Genomic DNA, 17,698 nt, shown 5'->3' with positions numbered 1-17,698 from the left:
TAGGTTCTGTCTAAAAACTATTTCCACCCCATGATATAATGGTGTAAATCAGAAAATGGGGTGGATGAAATGGCGCCAAGTCGTTACGAATTAACAGATGAACAGTGGAAACAAATTGAAGGGTTCTTCCCACCGTACACAACCGGTCGTCCTTCAAAACGAAGTAACCGTGAGATGTTCAATGCGATGCTGTGGGTTGCGCGTAGTGGCGCACCTTGGCGTGATCTGCCAGAACGCTATGGCTTTTGGAAAACGGCATATGCGCGCTTTTGTAAATGGCGCAATGACGGGACACTCATTTTGATTTTTCAGGCGCTTCAAATCGAACCTGATTTTGAAAACGTAAGCATCGATTCAACAAGCGTTCGCGCTCACCAACATAGTGCGGGGGCAAAAAAAACGCCATCGATACCGAAGTTGCCCAACACATCGGTGTAAGTCGTGGCGGAAAAACAACGAAAATCCATGCCATTGTGGATGCGTTAGGCAACCCATTGTTATTTCAACTAACAGCTGGAAACGTGCATGATAGCCAACCTGCTTGTGATATGTTCGACCAACTTCCAATCGCGGGCAGTAACGTATTAGGTGATAAAGCGTACGGTACAAAGGCGATTCGCGACAAACTGACAAGTAAAGGCGCACATTATACGATTCCACCACGTACGAACGCCAAAGAACCGTGGTCTGTCGATTGGTATCTCTACAAAGAGCGGCACGTAGTCGAATGCTTTTTCAATAAAATCAAACACTTTCGCCGAGTGGCAACCCGTTACGACAAATTAGCCACTTCTTTTTTGGTATTCGTTTATATCGCTGCGATTTTCAAGTTGACGCAATAAGGTAGAGTTTTTAGACACGTCCTAATATAATGAGTGCTAAATATTTTTGTAACAAAATCGTCTACTCCTAACTATTTTACGCATTTGGCCAAAGCCATTTAACTTATTTTACACGTATTTTTAACAAAGGTGTAGCGTTGTATGAAGATATATAGAGACGATCGTGATTTTTAGCTTTTAGAACGGATTTTCGCAAACTCTTTCGGAATGAGTACGAAAAATAGTGAGATGACAGCGAGCACAAGCTCTAACTCATAACCGCTCCCATTGTCATTTCCTAAAAAGCCAAAATCTTTTTTCACAGTAAAAATCGCACCTAACATCACAACGACAAATGCAGGACCTACATATTTCACGGCAATACCGAAAATCATCATCAAGCCACCGACAATTTCTACAACGGCGACAATGTACGCCATCGCTCCTGGAATACCAATACTATCAAACCAAGCTGCTGTCTGATCAATCCCTCCTTGGAATTTTGAAATACCGTGCGTCAAAAACGAGATCCCTAACATAACACGTAATACTAATATGGCGATTGATTGTTGCTTCATCAAAACACTCCTTTTTTTGTAAGCCGTTTATTTAATAAACAGTTACTATTTGTAAGCTACTTTAAAAGAGTTACTTAACAAAGTCAATGAGTTTAGTATGAATTGCATCGCAATCACTATTTACTGTGAAATCGGATTTCACAACTTAGGTAGGTTGTATAGTAGCTTCACGACAGTTTTAGTGAAAACTGCCTTTTCATAATGACTGAGATAGTCATAGCGTGTATGAGAAAAATCAAACCACCTTCTTCCAATTCGGTAGCGGAAAAAGGTGGTTTGATAGCCGTTATTTAAATTTTTTTACGAGTATATATTTTCCATCTGGATTTGTGTAATCTACTTGATATAGTTTTTTATAGTTAGAGCTCTTCGTAAGTTTAAATTCTCCAATACGAAATTCCGAATTCCTCTCTGGACGATCTTCATATACTAAGAAATATAGATTACCATTTTTATCACGTGATGATCCTCTGAAAATAATATTTTTCTTCTTATATCCTCGCGAATATAAATATTTCTTAACTTTATTTTTTCCTTCCTTCATGATCTGCGCTTTTGTTTTTGCTTTCGCTTCTGCTACTTTCACGGTGTTAGATGAGCTCGTATCGATTACAGAAACAGCGCTAAACGCTAGCGTACCGACTAATAAACTTGAAATTAATTTTTTCATCCATATTCCTCCTTACGGTGTCGTAAAAATAATTATATAATAATTTTAAAAAAATTTGAAGTAAATGGTAAATTAATAGCGATATTATATGTGTTTTTATTGATTCTAGGGACTTTATATTTAATGTTTTCTAAAGCTTTTTGGATGTATTTTATAAAGTGAAAAATATTCTATACGTTAATTTCTTATATTAATAGAATATTTTTCTTTAAAATGAAGGATAAGGATTTTATGATCATTTTTTTCTGTATAATGATTTTAAAAATAAATGAGGTGATTAATTGAAGAAAATACTTGTTGCAGTCACGGCGTTTTTCGCCATTATTTTAGGCGTAAACGTAGATAAAACGTTCGCTTATCCAGATGCAAGTGAAGACTTTAAATATCAGGAGACTTCCTATTTTAATCCAGATACAAAGTTAGAATTTAGTGAAAAGCTAAAGAAGAAAATTATAAAAGAAAAGAGTTTGCCGCATACTAAAACAAAAATCGGTGCTACTTACAAGGCGAGTTTAGCAAATGATTTTGGTCATATGGATGAAGTGATTTATATTAGTAATGGTAAAAAAACTGTGGACTTACATTATTACTGTCAACATAATAATTATTATTGCAGTAAAGAACGTAAAGCCTTTGATAAATTATCGACAGAGGCAAAGAAAAAATATAAAGTCGTTGCGATTGAATGGGACGCTTACCGAAAAATGTTTACTGCAGAGAGTATTTCAAAAACACTTGGAAAGCCAATTGCTACACCTAAAAAAATGATCGCTACTACGAATGCTGGTGTATATAAAGTAGGGGACTACTATATGCTACTCGCAGTTATTAAAGATATCCATGCAAATGAAGTGGAGGGCGATGAATCTTCGTCGCATATTATTTATGGCACAGCCGATGCATTACGTAAGCTTGCATTAAATAATAAAAAGATAGGCGATGAGCTTAGTCCGATTGAATTGCCTGCTAATATTAAAGGTGGTATCGTAACAAAAAAGCCAACTTATTATGTAGTAAAAAACAAAATTTACGTAACTAAAACAGGTAAACTATATACGAAATTAATCCATTTTAAAAGTCATTGGTATTATAAAGGAAAAAAAGTAAAAGATTCTAAACTGAAAAAGAAACCGGAGTTTAAGGAAGTAAAAGCTAAAGAAGCCTTTTACGTTAAAAAAGACGGTAAATATATCGTGCCGCTAAATGAAGATTTAGGTATGAATTTAAAGCTGTCACTTTACCCAGATTTTAGCGCTGAAGATAATTTAGGACGTAAAATAAAGGTAAAAACATCACTTAAAAAAGATGGCAAAAAAGTAAGTGGCATATCTTATGAAGAGCCAGGAAATTACACTATTACGTACAAAGCAACAGACTATGCTGGACAAACGGCTACAAATAAAATTTCTTTCATTGTATTAAAAAAAGAAAAATCTATTGTTCAGTTAGATGATATCAAAATCGAAAAAACGAAAGATTCAATTAAACTAAAAAATAAAGTTAAAATTAAATTACAAGCAAGTGGTTCAACATATAAAAAGAAAGAAAACATAATTTGGGGTGTAGTTGGGAAGGACTATACAGGTAGATACTCAGAGCACGAATTAAAAACAGCGGAACTAGGCTTACGAAAAATAAGTGATTACGAGTATGAATTCCAAGGGTTTTCAGAAGAGACCAGAACTACTATTCGACAAAAAGTTATCTTTACGCCAAATTCCTATTTTGTAGAATTTACTAATAACCTTGTACCAAATATCACATTAAGTAGTCACAATATCGAGAACGATCAACTACTAAGTGTAGCGCAACAAGCATTAGTATCTATGTATGAGAAACAGACATTGTTAAGCGCAAAAGACTTATTATTAGGACATGTAACGGGCTCTGTAAAAGCTGCTGCTGAACAAGCATTGCTAACGAAATATTTTGATGGTATTGGTTTTAACAATGACACATTAGCAACTTGTATTTCAGGCATTATTGTTGGTCGATTAAATGGTGACTTTATAGGGGTTGCACAATCCTCAAAAGCATGCGGCAACGAAATTGTAGCAACTTTTTCAGACGTATTTGCGCCAATTCCAAATACACGTGAATAATTATCAATTTTAGATGCTTAGATAATATGATCGAAATGATTATCCTTATAAGTTCCTAGCTCATAGCTGGGAGCTTTTTTTGCAGATAGCAATCTTAAAAAAATTAAAAATTCTTCATCAGTGAAAGAGAAGCTAACGATGATTCACAATAATTGTCGATGATTTAGCAGTTATTTTATCATTTTAAAATAAATAAAAAAAGACATCCCTGAGGATGTCTTTTTGTCGTAAAAATTAAAGTTTTACGATGTTTGCAGCTTGAGGACCGCGTTGGCCGTCTTCGATTGTGAATTCAACTTTTTGACCTTCGTCTAAAGATTTGAAACCTTCACCTTGGATAGCTGAGAAGTGAGCGAATACGTCCGCGCCGCCTTCAACTTCGATGAAACCGAAACCTTTTTCTGCGTTAAACCATTTTACTGTACCTTGTGTCATTTAAATGACCTCCATTATAGATAATATTAATAAGATCGATTTTTCAAAAAGAAAAAATTCACATATTACAAAAAGTACTAATAAAAACGAAATACTCTTTGAAATAGGTGAATTTATTGTTTCTTGTAATATTCTTATTAATTCAAGTATATAGCATGAAAACCGATTTGTCTAGGTTCTGTCTAAAAACTATTTCCACCCCATGATATAATGGTGTAAATCAGAAAATGGGGTGGATGAAATGGCGCCAAGTCGTTACGAATTAACAGATGAACAGTGGAAACAAATTGAAGGGTTCTTCCCACCGTACACAACCGGTCGTCCTTCAAAACGAAGTAACCGTGAGATGTTCAATGCGATGCTGTGGGTTGCGCGTAGTGGCGCACCTTGGCGTGATCTGCCAGAACGCTATGGCTTTTGGAAAACGGCATATGCGCGCTTTTGTAAATGGCGCAATGACGGGACACTCATTTTGATTTTTCAGGCGCTTCAAATCGAACCTGATTTTGAAAACGTAAGCATCGATTCAACAAGCGTTCGCGCTCACCAACATAGTGCGGGGGCAAAAAAAACGCCATCGATACCGAAGTTGCCCAACACATCGGTGTAAGTCGTGGCGGAAAAACAACGAAAATCCATGCCATTGTGGATGCGTTAGGCAACCCATTGTTATTTCAACTAACAGCTGGAAACGTGCATGATAGCCAACCTGCTTGTGATATGTTCGACCAACTTCCAATCGCGGGCAGTAACGTATTAGGTGATAAAGCGTACGGTACAAAGGCGATTCGCGACAAACTGACAAGTAAAGGCGCACATTATACGATTCCACCACGTACGAACGCCAAAGAACCGTGGTCTGTCGATTGGTATCTCTACAAAGAGCGGCACGTAGTCGAATGCTTTTTCAATAAAATCAAACACTTTCGTCGAGTGGCAACCCGTTACGACAAATTAGCCACTTCTTTTTTGGCATTCGTTTATATCGCTGCGATTTTCAACTGCATCTTTTGATTTTCCTAGACTCACTACACCCTCTACTCCAACAATAGACAGTCGATCATTCCTTAGCGTAGGGAAAATCGGCTTTTTTCATGTCGAAATTTGCTTAGCGTATGTTTTGCGGTTTGTTGGTGGTGGGACGCCTATAAAATGTGTGCAGAAATTGAAAAATTGTACAACTTTATTGAAGAAAGCAGCGATGTACACTTCCTTTCTTCAACGTGAGCTATGCATGGTTATTTTGCTGGTGTCTATTCATTTCGAACGCTTGCTCTTCTTCAGCTTTTTCATTCAGTTGCTCTTGAATGGTCAATTCTTCGGATTCTTCCTCGTTAAATGCTTCCTTAGCTGGTGTGCTAGATACTTGTTCGATCAATGACGCTTGTACAAAATCCATTTGGTCGTCAATTTTTGTGATCCGATTGGCTTTATATTCACTATAGACACCTCTAGTAGCGTCAAGCTTCATTTCACTTTCTAATGAAGCTTTTTCACGTGCTAATGAACGTTCCATTTGCCCGATTGTTTTCGTTTGCTCTAATAAGCGTGCTTGTGAAAAAATGGCTTCCTCTACTGTCTTTGGCTTATTCTCTTTTTGTTTTTCATTCGATGTAGTTTGCTTTTCCTTTTGTGCCTGTGCAATTTGTGCGTCAAGGTCTGCGAGCTGCTGCTCAAACTGCTTCATTTGTTCCTTTAAGCTTGAAGGATTCTCTCCTTTTTCAAGTGAGCGTTCCGTTAGGTTATTTTTCATTTCAAGTAAATTTTCACGTTGCTTCATTAAATTTTCAACAAATGAATTGTTCGATGATTGCTGATTGAATAAATGACGTGCCTGTTGACCAATCGATAAAGTATCTTTTGGTCCATCATTTGATTTTACGAATGCTTGTGCTTTTAAAGTCGGTGTATGAAACGCTAGCGCTTGCATCGGTTGCTTAAATTGTATGTTCATCTCGATTCCTCCTAAAGGTGATGCTACTTGCTGTTTCGGTCACATTTGAAGGGGTTCGAGTGTTTGGTCACGAATGGTTGATTTCCTGTTATGAATGGTCAACAAAAAGGGCTGTTACGATTAAACATCCGTCCTTCTCGTTAAACGTCAAATGCCCCCCGTATTTTTGAAGTGTCGCTTGCACGTTTAACAGGCCAATGCCATGTAAAGAAGACGATTTTGTTGAAAGTGGAAGACCCGTTCGTGTATCGAGCTGAAGCTTCGTCGAAATGGGATTCTCAATATGAACTAAAAATACATCGTGCTGGCGTGAGCATCGGGTTGAGATGGTTTTCGCATCACAAAGCTTCGTTGCCTCGATTGCATTGTCGAGTAAATTGTTCAATACGATACTCATATCAAACGGCTCGATTTGCAGTTGCTTTGGAAAGTAAAAGCTTGATTGTAGTTCGATTTGGTGTTGAGCAGCCTGTTGTCGTTTTTGCTGTAAAATGACATCGGTAACAGGATGACCTGTTGAAAGCGTGGCTAAGTTCGCTGCCTCCTTTTGTATATGCGCCATATAGTGCTGTGCATTTGCCGTGTCATTTTGCTTCATTAGCTGTCCGAGCACCTCAAAATGGTTGCCTAAATCATGCTTTAACCCTTTTAATTCATCATACAGCTCTTCAATATACGTCACATGCTGCTTCGTCATTTGCAGCTGTGTGTGTAAGGAAGATTGCTGTGCGAGCGCGATTTTTGCACGTTCTTGTTCCACATAAATACGCACAAACACAAGAAGAATGCAAAGGAGTGCCACATAATACAGGAAAAGGACAAGCTCTACCTGAGATGTAGGCGGTTCTGTTTGCCAGGTTTTCACTAAAAAATAGCTCATGCTACTTACACATGCAGGAATACATAAAATAAACGCACTGCGCATCGTCAGTTGAATCGTTGTTAAAGAACGGTGGAGTGTTTTACAAATGATGAAAAAGCAGCCAAATAGGCAAGCGTATTCCACCGTCCAAACGATTACTAAAGCGTATGGGGTACTTTGTGTAAGTAGCCAGTCCAGGACGGTATATATCTCAATCGTGTTAAAAATACTCGGTAACAGCCAACGAACAGCAAAGAACAAGCTAGAATAAAGAAACTTCGCTGCGATGTTTCCTTTTTCAAGCGTAATCATGACGATGAATGCAACCACATTGCCAAGTAAATAAGCCGTAAAATTCGAAAGCATGTAGGGGATCTGGTCAAGCACAATCATTGTAAAAAAATAACTAATAGCGACAATAAATACAGTCCATTTTTTTATAAATAGAGGGCGAATAAATAGTAAAAACGGTATGGTGATACAAAGCAAATAAATAATGAAATAAACTTCTGGCACAATTTCAAAAACAGCATCGATGTTCATGTGATGCCCTCATGTAAAAAGGCGGTAAAGGCTTGAAGAAACAGCTTGTACCGATTTCTAGCGATATAGGCGATCTTGCCATTCGTGAATGTAATCGTCGTTTGATCGTAGCGCTGAATATGCTTGAAATGCACGATGTAGGAGCGATGACTACGGAAAAATGGCCCTTGTAGTTGCTGCTCTAAATGCGCCATACGACCAGAATAGGTAAGTATTTGGTCAGCAAGATGAAGCGTGATGTTTCGGCCTTGTACTTCTGCAAAATAAAGGTCAGCGATGTTCAGTACGGCCGTCTCCTGACCAACTTGAATGGTGAATGTTTGTTGTACAGGTGCTTCCTCGCATTTCACAATCGCTCGCTGGACAACGCTCTTTAGCTTCTGTTCATCAATCGGTTTGACTAAATAGTGCAGTGGCTCTACATCAAATGCGTCAAATACATATTGCTCATAAGCGGTAATAAAAATAATTTGTGCATGTGGCTGTTCTGCTCGAATTTGCTTCGCTAGTTGTATACCGTTAAAATCGGTAAGCCGTATATCAAGTAAATAAATGTTTGCTTTTCCAGAAGCTAATAATGCCTCTCCAGAAGACACATATTGTGTTTTAAGAGAAGGAAATGCCAGGTGAATGATATGCTCTAATTTTTGAGCAATCAGGGGCTCGTCTTCACAAATCGTAAGTAACATCGGTAACTCAATTCCTTTCGATTTAAAGCGTAAAGCATGAAGAAGGGGCACGTCAATATGAAAACGGCTATTAAAAAGCACATCGTTGCATGATTTAAGAAAATTTGAGTGGATATTAAAACCGATAAAGTTTATTAAAAATCATTAAAACCTATTAAATCTTTTTAAAACCGTTAAAAATAGGTTAAAATATATAAAAAGTAATCAGAGGTGATGAAAGTGAAGTTGTTAGCTGAAAATGTCTTTCGTCCTGCAGCGTTTCCAGAGCATACGTATGTATCACGAAAATCAACGGATATTGGTATTGAAATTAATTATGAGTTGCGTTTGCGACAGGCACTTAAAATTTCAGGCTGTTTAACATCGATTGTCGGGCCGTCTAAAATGGGGAAGTCGGTGCTATGCGAGCGTGTTGTCGATTTTGAGCATTTAGTTGAGGTATCGGGTGCTGACTTTACCAACTACCTTGATTTTTGGCAAATTATTGGGGCTAAGGCAGGCTTACCGTTAAGTGGTCAGTTTAGTCAGGAGCAGCAATTTGGAGAGGAACGTCAGCAAAAGACGGAGAACTTCATGCTGCATAAGGATCGTGTCATTGCGTATTTTAAGGAGCATAATAAGGTGCTTGTGCTCGATGATTTTCACTCTGCACCAGAGGACAGCCAACTGTATATTGCCCAGCAATTAAAGGATGCGATTCGCCGAGATTTTAAGGCAATCGTCATTTCATTGCCACACCGAGCAGATGATGCGATTCGCAAAAATGCTGATTTACAAGGACGTCTAAGCTTAATTAATATTCAGCCATGGCAATTACAAGAGCTAGAGGAAATTGCTCGACTAGGCTTTGAAAAGCTAGGTATTCCAATTGATGAAGTGTTAATTGAACGAATTGCGGTAGAAAGCTTAACCTCACCACAGCTGATGCAGTACATTTGTTTAAGTATTTGTACGCTACTGGATGCAGACGAAAAAGAGCTGAAGAAAATTCCTGAACAGGTATTAGAAACAGCATTTAAATTTACAACAATGAACTTTGAATACCGAGACGTCGTGAAGGTATTAAAGGACGGCCCTTCTACGCGAGGCAGGGAGCGTAAGCAGTTCCAAGTGAAGGATGGTCATGTTGATCTTTATACGCTAATTATTCAAGCGATTGCCATTGACCCACCTTTAATGGGGATGACAATCGATGAACTAAAGCAACGCATCGATTCCTTCATCACAGCAGGACCTAAGCCAGATAAAAAGGCGATTCGGGATGCCATTGCGAAATTGCAGCTCATTATTGATGAGCGTGAAAACATTTATAAGGTATTTGAATGGAAGGACCAAACGCTTTATATTTTAGACCCGATTTTCTTATTCTATTTACGTTGGGGGAGTCATTAGTGGTAGCGAAGGACTTACGTTTACAGTTAGAAGCAGCAACAGATAACCAGCAAATTAAGGATATTTTACAGCAGTTGAAATGGGCGTTAGAAGGCCAGCTACCGGAAAAGGACTTTCTACGCTTTCAGCAAATTGCCATGTATCAGGAAAATGCTTTTTCTCCTGTAGCAACGGAGCAAAGCATACAGGCTGCTAAAGTACGAGTGCTTCAGTATTTAGCGGATAAGCCCGTTGTGAAATTACGTTCAAACGGGGTGTGCTCGGCAATAAGTGCGAGCGCCATCTGCGGATTCATTGTATCAAGTTCCTCTGCCGTAACGTTTAAATAGTAAAATTGCTCGTTTGCCGAATCTAAATCGTCATAGATGACAGATAAGTAAGGGGTGTTATCACTAGGCTCTGTGGGCGTGTATGTTGCCTTTGTCATTAGGCTACGAAGGTTTTGGCCGCAATCGTCTAAATCGGTTGCTGGTAGTGTTTCATTATGTTGAATCATCACCATTAGTTCGTCGCGTTTGACGATTTCGCTTTCATATAACACATGACCATCATGTGCTTTTGTGAAGTAAAATTCTTTGTACATTGTTATTCCGTTCCTTAATTGTGTCTGTCATGTTAAATGCTCTTTTTGAGTGTTATTGGTGATAGTAGGAGAAATTGATGCTGCAATCTTCCTCGACGGGTAGTCGTTTAAATTCTGCGCCAACGTGTTCTAATAAATGGTGTAGCTGTAAGCGTTCCAAAATCGACAGTTTGTTGATTTCTTTACGTGTAATGTATCGGAAAAAGAAATTACGATCGTAGACAAATTCATCTTCATAGGTAATGGCTAAAACAGGTTGACCAAATTCCGTATTAATAAGGTCAGCAATTTCTTGGAATTCTTCACCGTTGATGGTCGGACGTTCTTCATTCACACTGTCGTATGTTACAGGATTTCGGTCTTTGTCGAAGTGCCATACATCATCAAGATGTCTAAGAATATGCGCGAATTTCTCTTTCGTTGTATCGCTAATGTTGATAATGTCATCGATTTTTCTTTTGTTTTGACCCATTTATCATTTTTAATAGTTTCCTTTTGGTAATACATAATTGATTCATCGTCTAGTTTGGAAAAGTGAAATATGTCTGATCTTTTTGCAATTGCCATGATAGTTAGCTCCTTTTGATTTTATTATTCAAACGCTTTACTGCAACCGCTGCAGCGGTTGTTTCACAATGGTCGTAACAAAAATAAAGAGGCTGGGACATAAGTGTAAAAACGTCCTCTCAAATGAGCATAAGAAAAACCGGAATCGCGCTGTGGCGCTGTTCCGGTTTTTTGTTGCGAACGCTAAAAAAGGGAAATGAAATGTTTTGTCCCAGCCTCTTGTTTCAATCGCTTAAACGGCTGCATGGCTGTTTGAAGTTGATTGCTTATTAAATAGGGTGATGATAGCGTCATCGGTAAGCTGTTTCGATACTTGTACCATTTCGCTAAAGTTGCGGCGCGCTATACCTGTAGCGAATTCAATCGTATAGCCTAGACCATGACGCTCGTAGTTCGACCAACCATTAGGACGGGGATAATGCGCCATATTTATGAAAATAGATAAGTCAGTGTGCCAGCTTTTCTTCTCAAACCATGCTGTGACCTGTAAGTATTCGGTTTGATCAGAAGCATATGGACGCTTATTGAGTTCTTATCAGAAAAGTATTGCTTTACAACGTTAAGTAAGAAATATTTCCAAATACGGGTTTGGGAATCAAAAAATGGGTGCATTCTTAAAAACATTGGCAATCTTTTTATTCTATAACATTAGAAAAAATAAAGTTTGTTTTTGTATGTGCGAATGGTATTATTCCGTCAATAAAGGCTTCTGCTTCTTCGAATGTTTTAAAATTGGCTTTTAGCATAAAGCAAGCAGCACCAGCGATTCGATAGCAAAAATCGATATTTTCTTCACTTTTTATATATGCTTTAAAATCATCATATCTTGTATTTTTAATCGTTGCTTCAATAATAGCACTAATGGGGTATCCATAATTTTTTTGATTTAGTTCGATTGTGTATTTCTTAATAATTTGTTTTTCTTCCAACTGTAAAACTCTTTCCTTTACTGCTGGGGAACTTAAATGTATGCGTCTACCTAACTCGCTCATTGATAATCTGCTATCATTGGATAACTCTTTTATGATCTTTTCATCAATTAAATCCATTTTTAAAAATACCTCCAATATTTAAAGTGTATATAGTTTAATACTTTAAATATGGAATGTATATATGATTTTTTAATTGATAAAATAAATAACCATAAAGGGAGGTAATGAAAGAATGACACCATTTCAACAATTATTAAGTTTTGACCTAACTGTTCAATCTTTATGGGGAAAGATGAGCGAAGTCCTTGAAAAAGACAATCATTTGTCTGCAGATTTGAAAGAAGAAGTGCGAAAAACCTTAGCGCAAGAGAATGGCTGCCTCTATTGCAAAGCTAAAGGTAAACCGAATCCACGATTATACGATGAAAAAATGGCAGTGTGTACTGGATATGCAGAAGCTTTTCTCAAATCAAAAGGACAGACACCTCTTGCAGTTACAGAAGTTTTAAATGATTATCTAACGAAAGAAGAAAAGGACGAATTATTAGCATTTATTTGTTTTATAACTGCTTCTCAATATCTTGGTGCTTTACACCAACTTCAACCAATTATCAGCAAATAACAGTATTTTATTAGATTTATATTTGGTCACAGGCAATTTAGTTCCCAAACATCGCTTTGGGAATCAAAAACTGAATAAAATCTTTAATAATGTCAAAAAACAAGCCTGCTCAATATTAATCTAAGTAGGCTTGTTTTTTGATATTAGTATTAGCGCTTTAATTTACTATTCTTTAGCTTCGATGGACTCTAAATAACGGTATAGTGTTGATTTACTAATGCCTGTTTCATTTTTTATATCAAGCAACGTAAAATTTTCAGTCTGGTACATTTCAATCGCTTTTTTTATATTGTCATCAGATTTTTTAGGTCGCCCGATTGATTTTCCTTTTGCTTTTGCTTCAGCCATCCCCAAAGTAGTAGATTGCTTCACGATATCACTTTGGAATGTTAAAAAGAATTGTAAAACTTGTTCTAACGATTTTTCGAGGATTTTTATAGATGTAATATTTCCCTCTATAAATTGAATTGTTACTTCATCACGTTTACAGATTTTTAGCAATTCTTCTAAATGTCTTGTCGTATCAGCAATACTAAAGAAACGAAGCACCTTTATGGTATCGCCTTTTTTCATCGTCATTAGTAAATCTTCGAGAGCGATACGTTTCTTCGCACGCCCGTGATTTTCAGTAAAAATGTGGTCACAGTCTTTTAAAGCAGCCGTTTGCAATTGCATATCTTTATCGTTATATAGTGGGCGTTGATAACCGTAAATCATTTAATTTCACTCCATTTTAATCCTATAAAGGTTCCATTTTGGGAAAAGTGTGCTATGATATTCAAAGAATTTATTTTAAGTAAGAAGGAGAATATCATGCAAAGTTTAAAACAACAATGGTTCGGTAATGTGCGTGGAGACATCTTAGCAGGGATTGTCGTCGCTTTAGCACTCATACCAGAAGCAATCGCTTTTTCCATCATCGCTGGTGTCGATCCAATGGTCGGTCTTTATGCGTCATTTTCTATTGCTGTTATTATAGCATTTGTTGGTGGTAGACCTGGAATGATTTCTGCTGCAACGGGTGCAATGGCACTCGTGATTGTCGATTTAGTAGCAGATTACGGATTACAGTATTTATTAGCAGCAACGATTTTAACAGGGGTTATTCAAATGTTATTCGGGGTGTTTGGTATCGCGAAGTTAATGCGTTTTATTCCAAATGCCGTAATGATTGGCTTTGTTAATGCACTAGCTATATTAATTTTTATGGCACAGGTACCACATTTTCTAGGAGAAGGTACGCTAACATATATCTTTATAGCAATCACATTGGTGATTGTTTATGTCGTGCCACGTTATTTTAAAGCGATCCCTGCTCCTTTGATCGCGATTGTGTTATTAACAACTGTTGCAATTATGATGAATTTAGAAATGAAAACAATTGGTGATTTAGGTGCGATTACACAAAGTTTACCAAGCTTCTTTATTCCAGGCGTACCATTTAACTTTGAAACATTATCAATTATTTTCCCATACGCTTTAGCACTTGCGTTAGTTGGCTTAATGGAATCGCTGATGACAGCCCAGATTGTGGATGATATGACGGATACAAAATCAAATAAAAATATGGAAGCACGTGCCCAAGGAATCGCGAACATCGTGAATGGTTTCTTTGGAGGTATGGCAGGTTGTGCAATGATTGGTCAGTCGATGATTAACGTGAAATCTGGTGGACGAGGCCGTTTATCAACACTAATTGCTGGTGTGTTTTTAATGTTTTTAATCTTGGTACTTGGAAATGTCGTTATTGACATCCCAATGCCAGTACTTGTCGGGATTATGATTATGGTAAGTATCGGCACATTTGATTGGGGGTCATTTAAATACATTGTCAAAGCACCGAAAAGCGATGTATTTGTGATGCTCGCAACGGTGGCAGTTGTTGTTTATACAGACAACTTAGCAATTGGAGTTGTACTAGGAGTTATTTTAAGCTCGTTATTCTTTGTCGCATCGATTTCAAAGGTACGTGTTCATCAAGATAACGGCACATTTATCGTTGAGGGTCCATTATTCTTCGCTTCAACACAAAATTTCGTAAAAACGATTGAAGAAGCAAAAACGAATAGTGTAACGATTGATTTATCAAGTAGTCATTTATGGGACGAATCAGCAGTAGGGGCTGTTGTGAAAGTTGTTACTAAGCTAGAAGGACAAGGAAAAACGGTTCAAGTCATTGGAATGAATCCGGCAAGTGAAAAGTTATATAAACAATTACTTGGCATAAGTAGTGCACATTAAAGGGGGATTACGGATGTATCAACATATTTTATTAGCAGTCGATGGTTCGGAAAATGCTGTACGTGCTGCAAAAGAGGCGGTAAAAATCGCTTCAAACGATTCGTTAATCGAAATGGTGTATGTCGCTGATTTCGACAAAGCGAAAAAGGAAATGCTACATGCAGGGTCTACTGAAAGTTTACTGCTAGAACGTAAACGTAAAGTAGTACCTGTTGAAGAAGTGCTACGAGCAGCTGACAAGCATTTTAAATTAACAATCTTACATGGCACACCAGGTCCTGAAATCGTGAAGTATGCCAATGAAAATAAAGTAGATATCGTGGTGATCGGTAGCCGAGGGTTAAATGGCTTACAAGAGATGGTTCTCGGTAGCGTAAGTCATAAGGTGATGAAACGTGTACAATGTCCAGCGCTTATAGTGAAATAAAAAAATATAATTAATGAATTTTTAATACTATCTTATATAAAAAAACGTTCCCAAATCAAAGTTTGGGAATATACAAAGAAGTCATGATTATTGTCGTATCAATGATCGTGACTTTTTTCTTTTTATATACGTGATTCTATGTACTCTATTATAATATCAGCCATATTTTTACTGAAGATGGTCCTAAAAAAACTAACTGCAATAGTTGTTAAATCATGCCCCGCCTCGCCGCCTCCTAGCGTGTGGACTATCATGCAGATCCCGGCCATCCTACACGCGCCCAGCTCTATCCGATTGCAATCACACTAAGGAAGCGATGTTGTAGCGCTCACTCTCGTTCGCTGCACCATCGCCTCCATTCATTTCCCACGCACTTCCACACTAATCCCCCTCCCCCCGCCGCCCTCGAGCACCTGCTCCGGTTTGGGTATAAATGTCAACATGGTTAAATGAGCATTTTTGTACATCCTCAAACGCGTATTTATCACTCTATTTAGTAATTGGTTTATATTCCACGACAGAAGATAATTTTAATAAGGTAGTCGGCTCGCCAAAATGTAAAGTAGCATCAATAAATTCTTCGAGCATTTTGACTGATTCCGTTACGACCTTTACTAAATAACTAAACTGACCAGCTAAACGATGGCATTCTACTACTACAGATTGCTCTTGGCAAAAATCTTTGAATTTCCCACCTTGTTTTGTATCGAATAAAATGAATGCTGTTATATTTTTATCAAGTTTTTCCGGATCAATGACAGCTCTATACCCTTGTATAACTTTTTTATCTTCCAGTTTTTTTACTCTTTCGTTTGTCGCAGGAGTTGAAAGTCCAATTTTCTTTCCTAATTCTGTCATTGATATTCGAGCATTTTCTTGAAGTTGAATAAGAATACTTTGATCTATTTCGTCCAAGTTAGTTCCCACCTTAAATATTTAAGTATGTATATTTAATTAAAGTTTAAAATTAGTTAATTTTTCAAAAAACCTTAAAATATTTATGTATTTAGAATAATATACCATATAAAATTGTAATGAATAAAAAATCAATGATAGAGGAAGGGGATTTTATATGGAAATATATCAAGCTACCATGGAAGATTTAGAAGGAGTATCAAATTTATTTAATTTGTACCGTAAATTTTATCAAAAAGCATCAGATTTAGAAGGGGCTATGGATTATATAAAAGAGCGTTTAGAGAACAAGGATTCTGTAATATTTATTGTGAAAAACAATCAAGAGTATGTAGGGTTTACTCAACTTTATCCTATTTTTTCATCATTATCTATGAAGCGAGCATGGATACTGAATGACCTATATGTAGAAGAAAGAGCTAGAAAACAAGGAATTGGAGAAATGCTTTTAAAAAAAGTAAAAGATTATGCAATTGAAACAGGTGCTAAAAATATAAGCCTAAGTACGGCACTAGATAATCATAAGGCACAAAAATTATATAAAAAAAATGGTTACATAAGAGATTCACAATTCTATCAATATGAATTAAGTTTAGATTAATCACAAACTTATTTATTATTCCACAATCGGGCGGTATTGCAAAATATTTATTTATTATAGGGCTGTGACCGAGGCAAATAAGGAACCCGACAGTATTATAATCGATAAAAATGGAGAAGTAGTAGATTCGCTTAGTTGGTATGTCAACACTTTTAGACAACTTTTATGAGGGGTGCTCCAAAGCTTATGGAGCACAGAATCAGCTTGACATGGAGCCTCTCTGTGCATGACTTTTTATGACAGAAATCCAGCTATATTAGCCAAGAAAGGCTATCATGCACATTGCTCCATATAAAGCGCTTCTTAATTGAGTGGATTAGAAATCGCCCTCTAAACCTTATAATTTCTGTCCAACTAAGTGTTACCTATCCATTAGTATACTATAATATTCGTCCTCTTTTATCTGTATATATCCAATTTACGATTGTAAATAAATATCTCACTGACAATTTGATCCATGTCAACAGGTCCATCAACATCCATAAAAACACACAAAATACGGTATACTAAACGTACTATTTCATTTTAAAGGAGTGGACCGTATGAAAGGTAAGTCACGCTTAGAACGACAACAACAAATTCAATTTGCGATAGGTATGGCTGCGCTCGATGGTGGAAAACCTACAATATTCACGCAAAATTTATTAAAAAAATATGAGAATGGTGATATTTCATCTAGCCAATTGAAACAAACCATTTTACAGCAATTCAGATGAACTTTAATGAGTACGTATTTACATGCGTACTCATTTTTTATACGGCGA

At 37.0% G+C, this 17,698-nt stretch carries 21 protein-coding genes; 9 read left to right on the top strand and 12 right to left on the bottom strand.

Annotation, left to right across the window (positions count from 1 at the left end):
* The first annotated feature begins 69 nt into the window (after nt 1-69).
* A protein-coding gene (locus V514_RS20105) for an IS5 family transposase (RefSeq protein WP_152529001.1) occupies nt 70-842 on the top strand; the annotation gives its coding sequence in 2 pieces (ribosomal slippage) (nt 70-385 and nt 385-842; 774 coding nt in all).
* Nucleotides 843-1,012: 170 nt separating this feature from the next.
* Here V514_RS20105 and V514_RS0116725 read toward each other — a convergent pair.
* Both V514_RS0116725 and V514_RS0116720 read right to left on the bottom strand, forming a co-directional pair.
* Entirely contained in the window at nt 1,013-1,399 is a 387-nt protein-coding gene (locus tag V514_RS0116725) for a DoxX family protein (RefSeq protein WP_029501001.1), read from the bottom strand.
* 286 nt (nt 1,400-1,685) lie between these two features.
* The gene (locus V514_RS0116720) at nt 1,686-2,069 is read right to left on the bottom strand and encodes a hypothetical protein (protein WP_029501000.1); all 384 of its coding nucleotides are present in this window, start codon (nt 2,067-2,069) and stop codon (nt 1,686-1,688) included.
* Nucleotides 2,070-2,350: 281 nt separating this feature from the next.
* On the opposite strand from V514_RS0116720, the gene V514_RS0116715 reads away from it, so the two are divergent.
* Nucleotides 2,351-4,171 carry a DUF5011/hyalin repeat domain-containing protein gene (locus V514_RS0116715; protein WP_029500999.1) on the top strand — a complete coding sequence of 607 codons (1,821 nt, stop codon included), beginning with the start codon at nt 2,351-2,353 and terminating at the stop codon, nt 4,169-4,171.
* Nucleotides 4,172-4,405: 234 nt separating this feature from the next.
* On the opposite strand, the gene V514_RS0116710 is transcribed toward V514_RS0116715, so the two are convergent.
* Complete coding sequence (locus V514_RS0116710) at nt 4,406-4,606, bottom strand: cold-shock protein (RefSeq protein ID WP_029500998.1); 201 nt, start codon at nt 4,604-4,606, stop codon at nt 4,406-4,408.
* A 241-nt stretch (nt 4,607-4,847) separates the two neighbouring features.
* On the opposite strand from V514_RS0116710, the gene V514_RS20100 reads away from it, so the two are divergent.
* Nucleotides 4,848-5,620 (top strand): IS5 family transposase gene (locus V514_RS20100; RefSeq protein WP_152529000.1). Its coding sequence is split into 2 segments (ribosomal slippage): nt 4,848-5,163 and nt 5,163-5,620, totalling 774 coding nucleotides; the frame shifts between segments, so codons are not numbered across the junction.
* 214 nt (nt 5,621-5,834) lie between these two features.
* On the opposite strand, the gene V514_RS0116695 is transcribed toward V514_RS20100, so the two are convergent.
* From V514_RS0116695 to V514_RS0116685, 3 genes are all read right to left on the bottom strand, one after another.
* Nucleotides 5,835-6,560 (bottom strand): hypothetical protein, encoded by a 726-nt coding sequence (locus tag V514_RS0116695; protein WP_029500996.1) that lies wholly within the window; start codon nt 6,558-6,560, stop codon nt 5,835-5,837.
* Between the two features lie 88 nt (nt 6,561-6,648).
* Nucleotides 6,649-7,788: a sensor histidine kinase gene (locus V514_RS0116690; RefSeq protein ID WP_161630214.1), complete on the bottom strand. Its 1,140-nt coding sequence runs from the start codon at nt 7,786-7,788 to the stop codon at nt 6,649-6,651.
* A gap of 173 nt (nt 7,789-7,961) precedes the next feature.
* Nucleotides 7,962-8,654, bottom strand: coding sequence for a LytR/AlgR family response regulator transcription factor (locus V514_RS0116685; protein ID WP_029500994.1), 693 nt, complete (start codon nt 8,652-8,654; stop codon nt 7,962-7,964).
* A gap of 213 nt (nt 8,655-8,867) precedes the next feature.
* Between V514_RS0116685 and V514_RS0116680 the strand changes: the two genes are divergently transcribed.
* Nucleotides 8,868-10,046, top strand: a complete 1,179-nt coding sequence (locus V514_RS0116680; RefSeq protein ID WP_035945051.1) for an ATP-binding protein — start codon at nt 8,868-8,870, stop codon at nt 10,044-10,046.
* 208 nt (nt 10,047-10,254) lie between these two features.
* Here the strand turns inward: V514_RS0116680 and V514_RS0116675 are convergent, their stop codons facing one another.
* The 4 genes from V514_RS0116675 to V514_RS0116665 form a co-directional block, all read right to left on the bottom strand.
* Nucleotides 10,255-10,629: a hypothetical protein gene (locus V514_RS0116675; protein WP_029500992.1), complete on the bottom strand. Its 375-nt coding sequence runs from the start codon at nt 10,627-10,629 to the stop codon at nt 10,255-10,257.
* Nucleotides 10,630-10,681: 52 nt separating this feature from the next.
* Complete coding sequence (locus V514_RS0116670; protein ID WP_029500991.1) at nt 10,682-11,101, bottom strand: hypothetical protein; 420 nt, start codon at nt 11,099-11,101, stop codon at nt 10,682-10,684.
* Between the two features lie 327 nt (nt 11,102-11,428).
* A complete protein-coding gene (locus V514_RS20265) occupies nt 11,429-11,623 on the bottom strand; it encodes a hypothetical protein (protein ID WP_152528999.1) in 195 nt (64 codons plus the stop codon).
* Between the two features lie 208 nt (nt 11,624-11,831).
* Nucleotides 11,832-12,245, bottom strand: a complete 414-nt coding sequence (locus V514_RS0116665; protein ID WP_029500990.1) for an Lrp/AsnC family transcriptional regulator — start codon at nt 12,243-12,245, stop codon at nt 11,832-11,834.
* A gap of 115 nt (nt 12,246-12,360) precedes the next feature.
* On the opposite strand from V514_RS0116665, the gene V514_RS0116660 reads away from it, so the two are divergent.
* Complete coding sequence (locus V514_RS0116660) at nt 12,361-12,750, top strand: carboxymuconolactone decarboxylase family protein (protein WP_035945049.1); 390 nt, start codon at nt 12,361-12,363, stop codon at nt 12,748-12,750.
* 165 nt (nt 12,751-12,915) lie between these two features.
* Here the strand turns inward: V514_RS0116660 and V514_RS0116655 are convergent, their stop codons facing one another.
* Nucleotides 12,916-13,467, bottom strand: coding sequence for a recombinase family protein (locus V514_RS0116655; RefSeq protein WP_029500988.1), 552 nt, complete (start codon nt 13,465-13,467; stop codon nt 12,916-12,918).
* Between the two features lie 93 nt (nt 13,468-13,560).
* On the opposite strand from V514_RS0116655, the gene V514_RS0116650 reads away from it, so the two are divergent.
* Both V514_RS0116650 and V514_RS0116645 read left to right on the top strand, forming a co-directional pair.
* Complete coding sequence (locus V514_RS0116650) at nt 13,561-14,991, top strand: SulP family inorganic anion transporter (protein ID WP_029500987.1); 1,431 nt, start codon at nt 13,561-13,563, stop codon at nt 14,989-14,991.
* Between the two features lie 13 nt (nt 14,992-15,004).
* Nucleotides 15,005-15,418 (top strand): universal stress protein, encoded by a 414-nt coding sequence (locus tag V514_RS0116645; protein WP_029500986.1) that lies wholly within the window; start codon nt 15,005-15,007, stop codon nt 15,416-15,418.
* A 489-nt stretch (nt 15,419-15,907) separates the two neighbouring features.
* On the opposite strand, the gene V514_RS0116640 is transcribed toward V514_RS0116645, so the two are convergent.
* Entirely contained in the window at nt 15,908-16,333 is a 426-nt protein-coding gene (locus V514_RS0116640) for an Lrp/AsnC family transcriptional regulator (RefSeq protein ID WP_029500985.1), read from the bottom strand.
* A 157-nt stretch (nt 16,334-16,490) separates the two neighbouring features.
* Here V514_RS0116640 and V514_RS0116635 point away from each other — a divergent pair, with 157 nt between their 5' ends.
* Complete coding sequence (locus tag V514_RS0116635; RefSeq protein ID WP_029500984.1) at nt 16,491-16,934, top strand: GNAT family N-acetyltransferase; 444 nt, start codon at nt 16,491-16,493, stop codon at nt 16,932-16,934.
* 542 nt (nt 16,935-17,476) lie between these two features.
* Nucleotides 17,477-17,650: an antitoxin VbhA family protein gene (locus V514_RS20455; RefSeq protein ID WP_161630213.1), complete on the top strand. Its 174-nt coding sequence runs from the start codon at nt 17,477-17,479 to the stop codon at nt 17,648-17,650.
* The last annotated feature ends 48 nt before the right edge of the window (nt 17,651-17,698 follow it).

It is taken from the genome of Kurthia huakuii LAM0618, assembly GCF_000505545.1.
Classification (GTDB): domain Bacteria; phylum Bacillota; class Bacilli; order Bacillales_A; family Planococcaceae; genus Kurthia; species Kurthia huakuii.
Note: the sequence above shows the minus strand (reverse complement) of the source record. Positions and strands in the feature narration are given on the sequence as shown.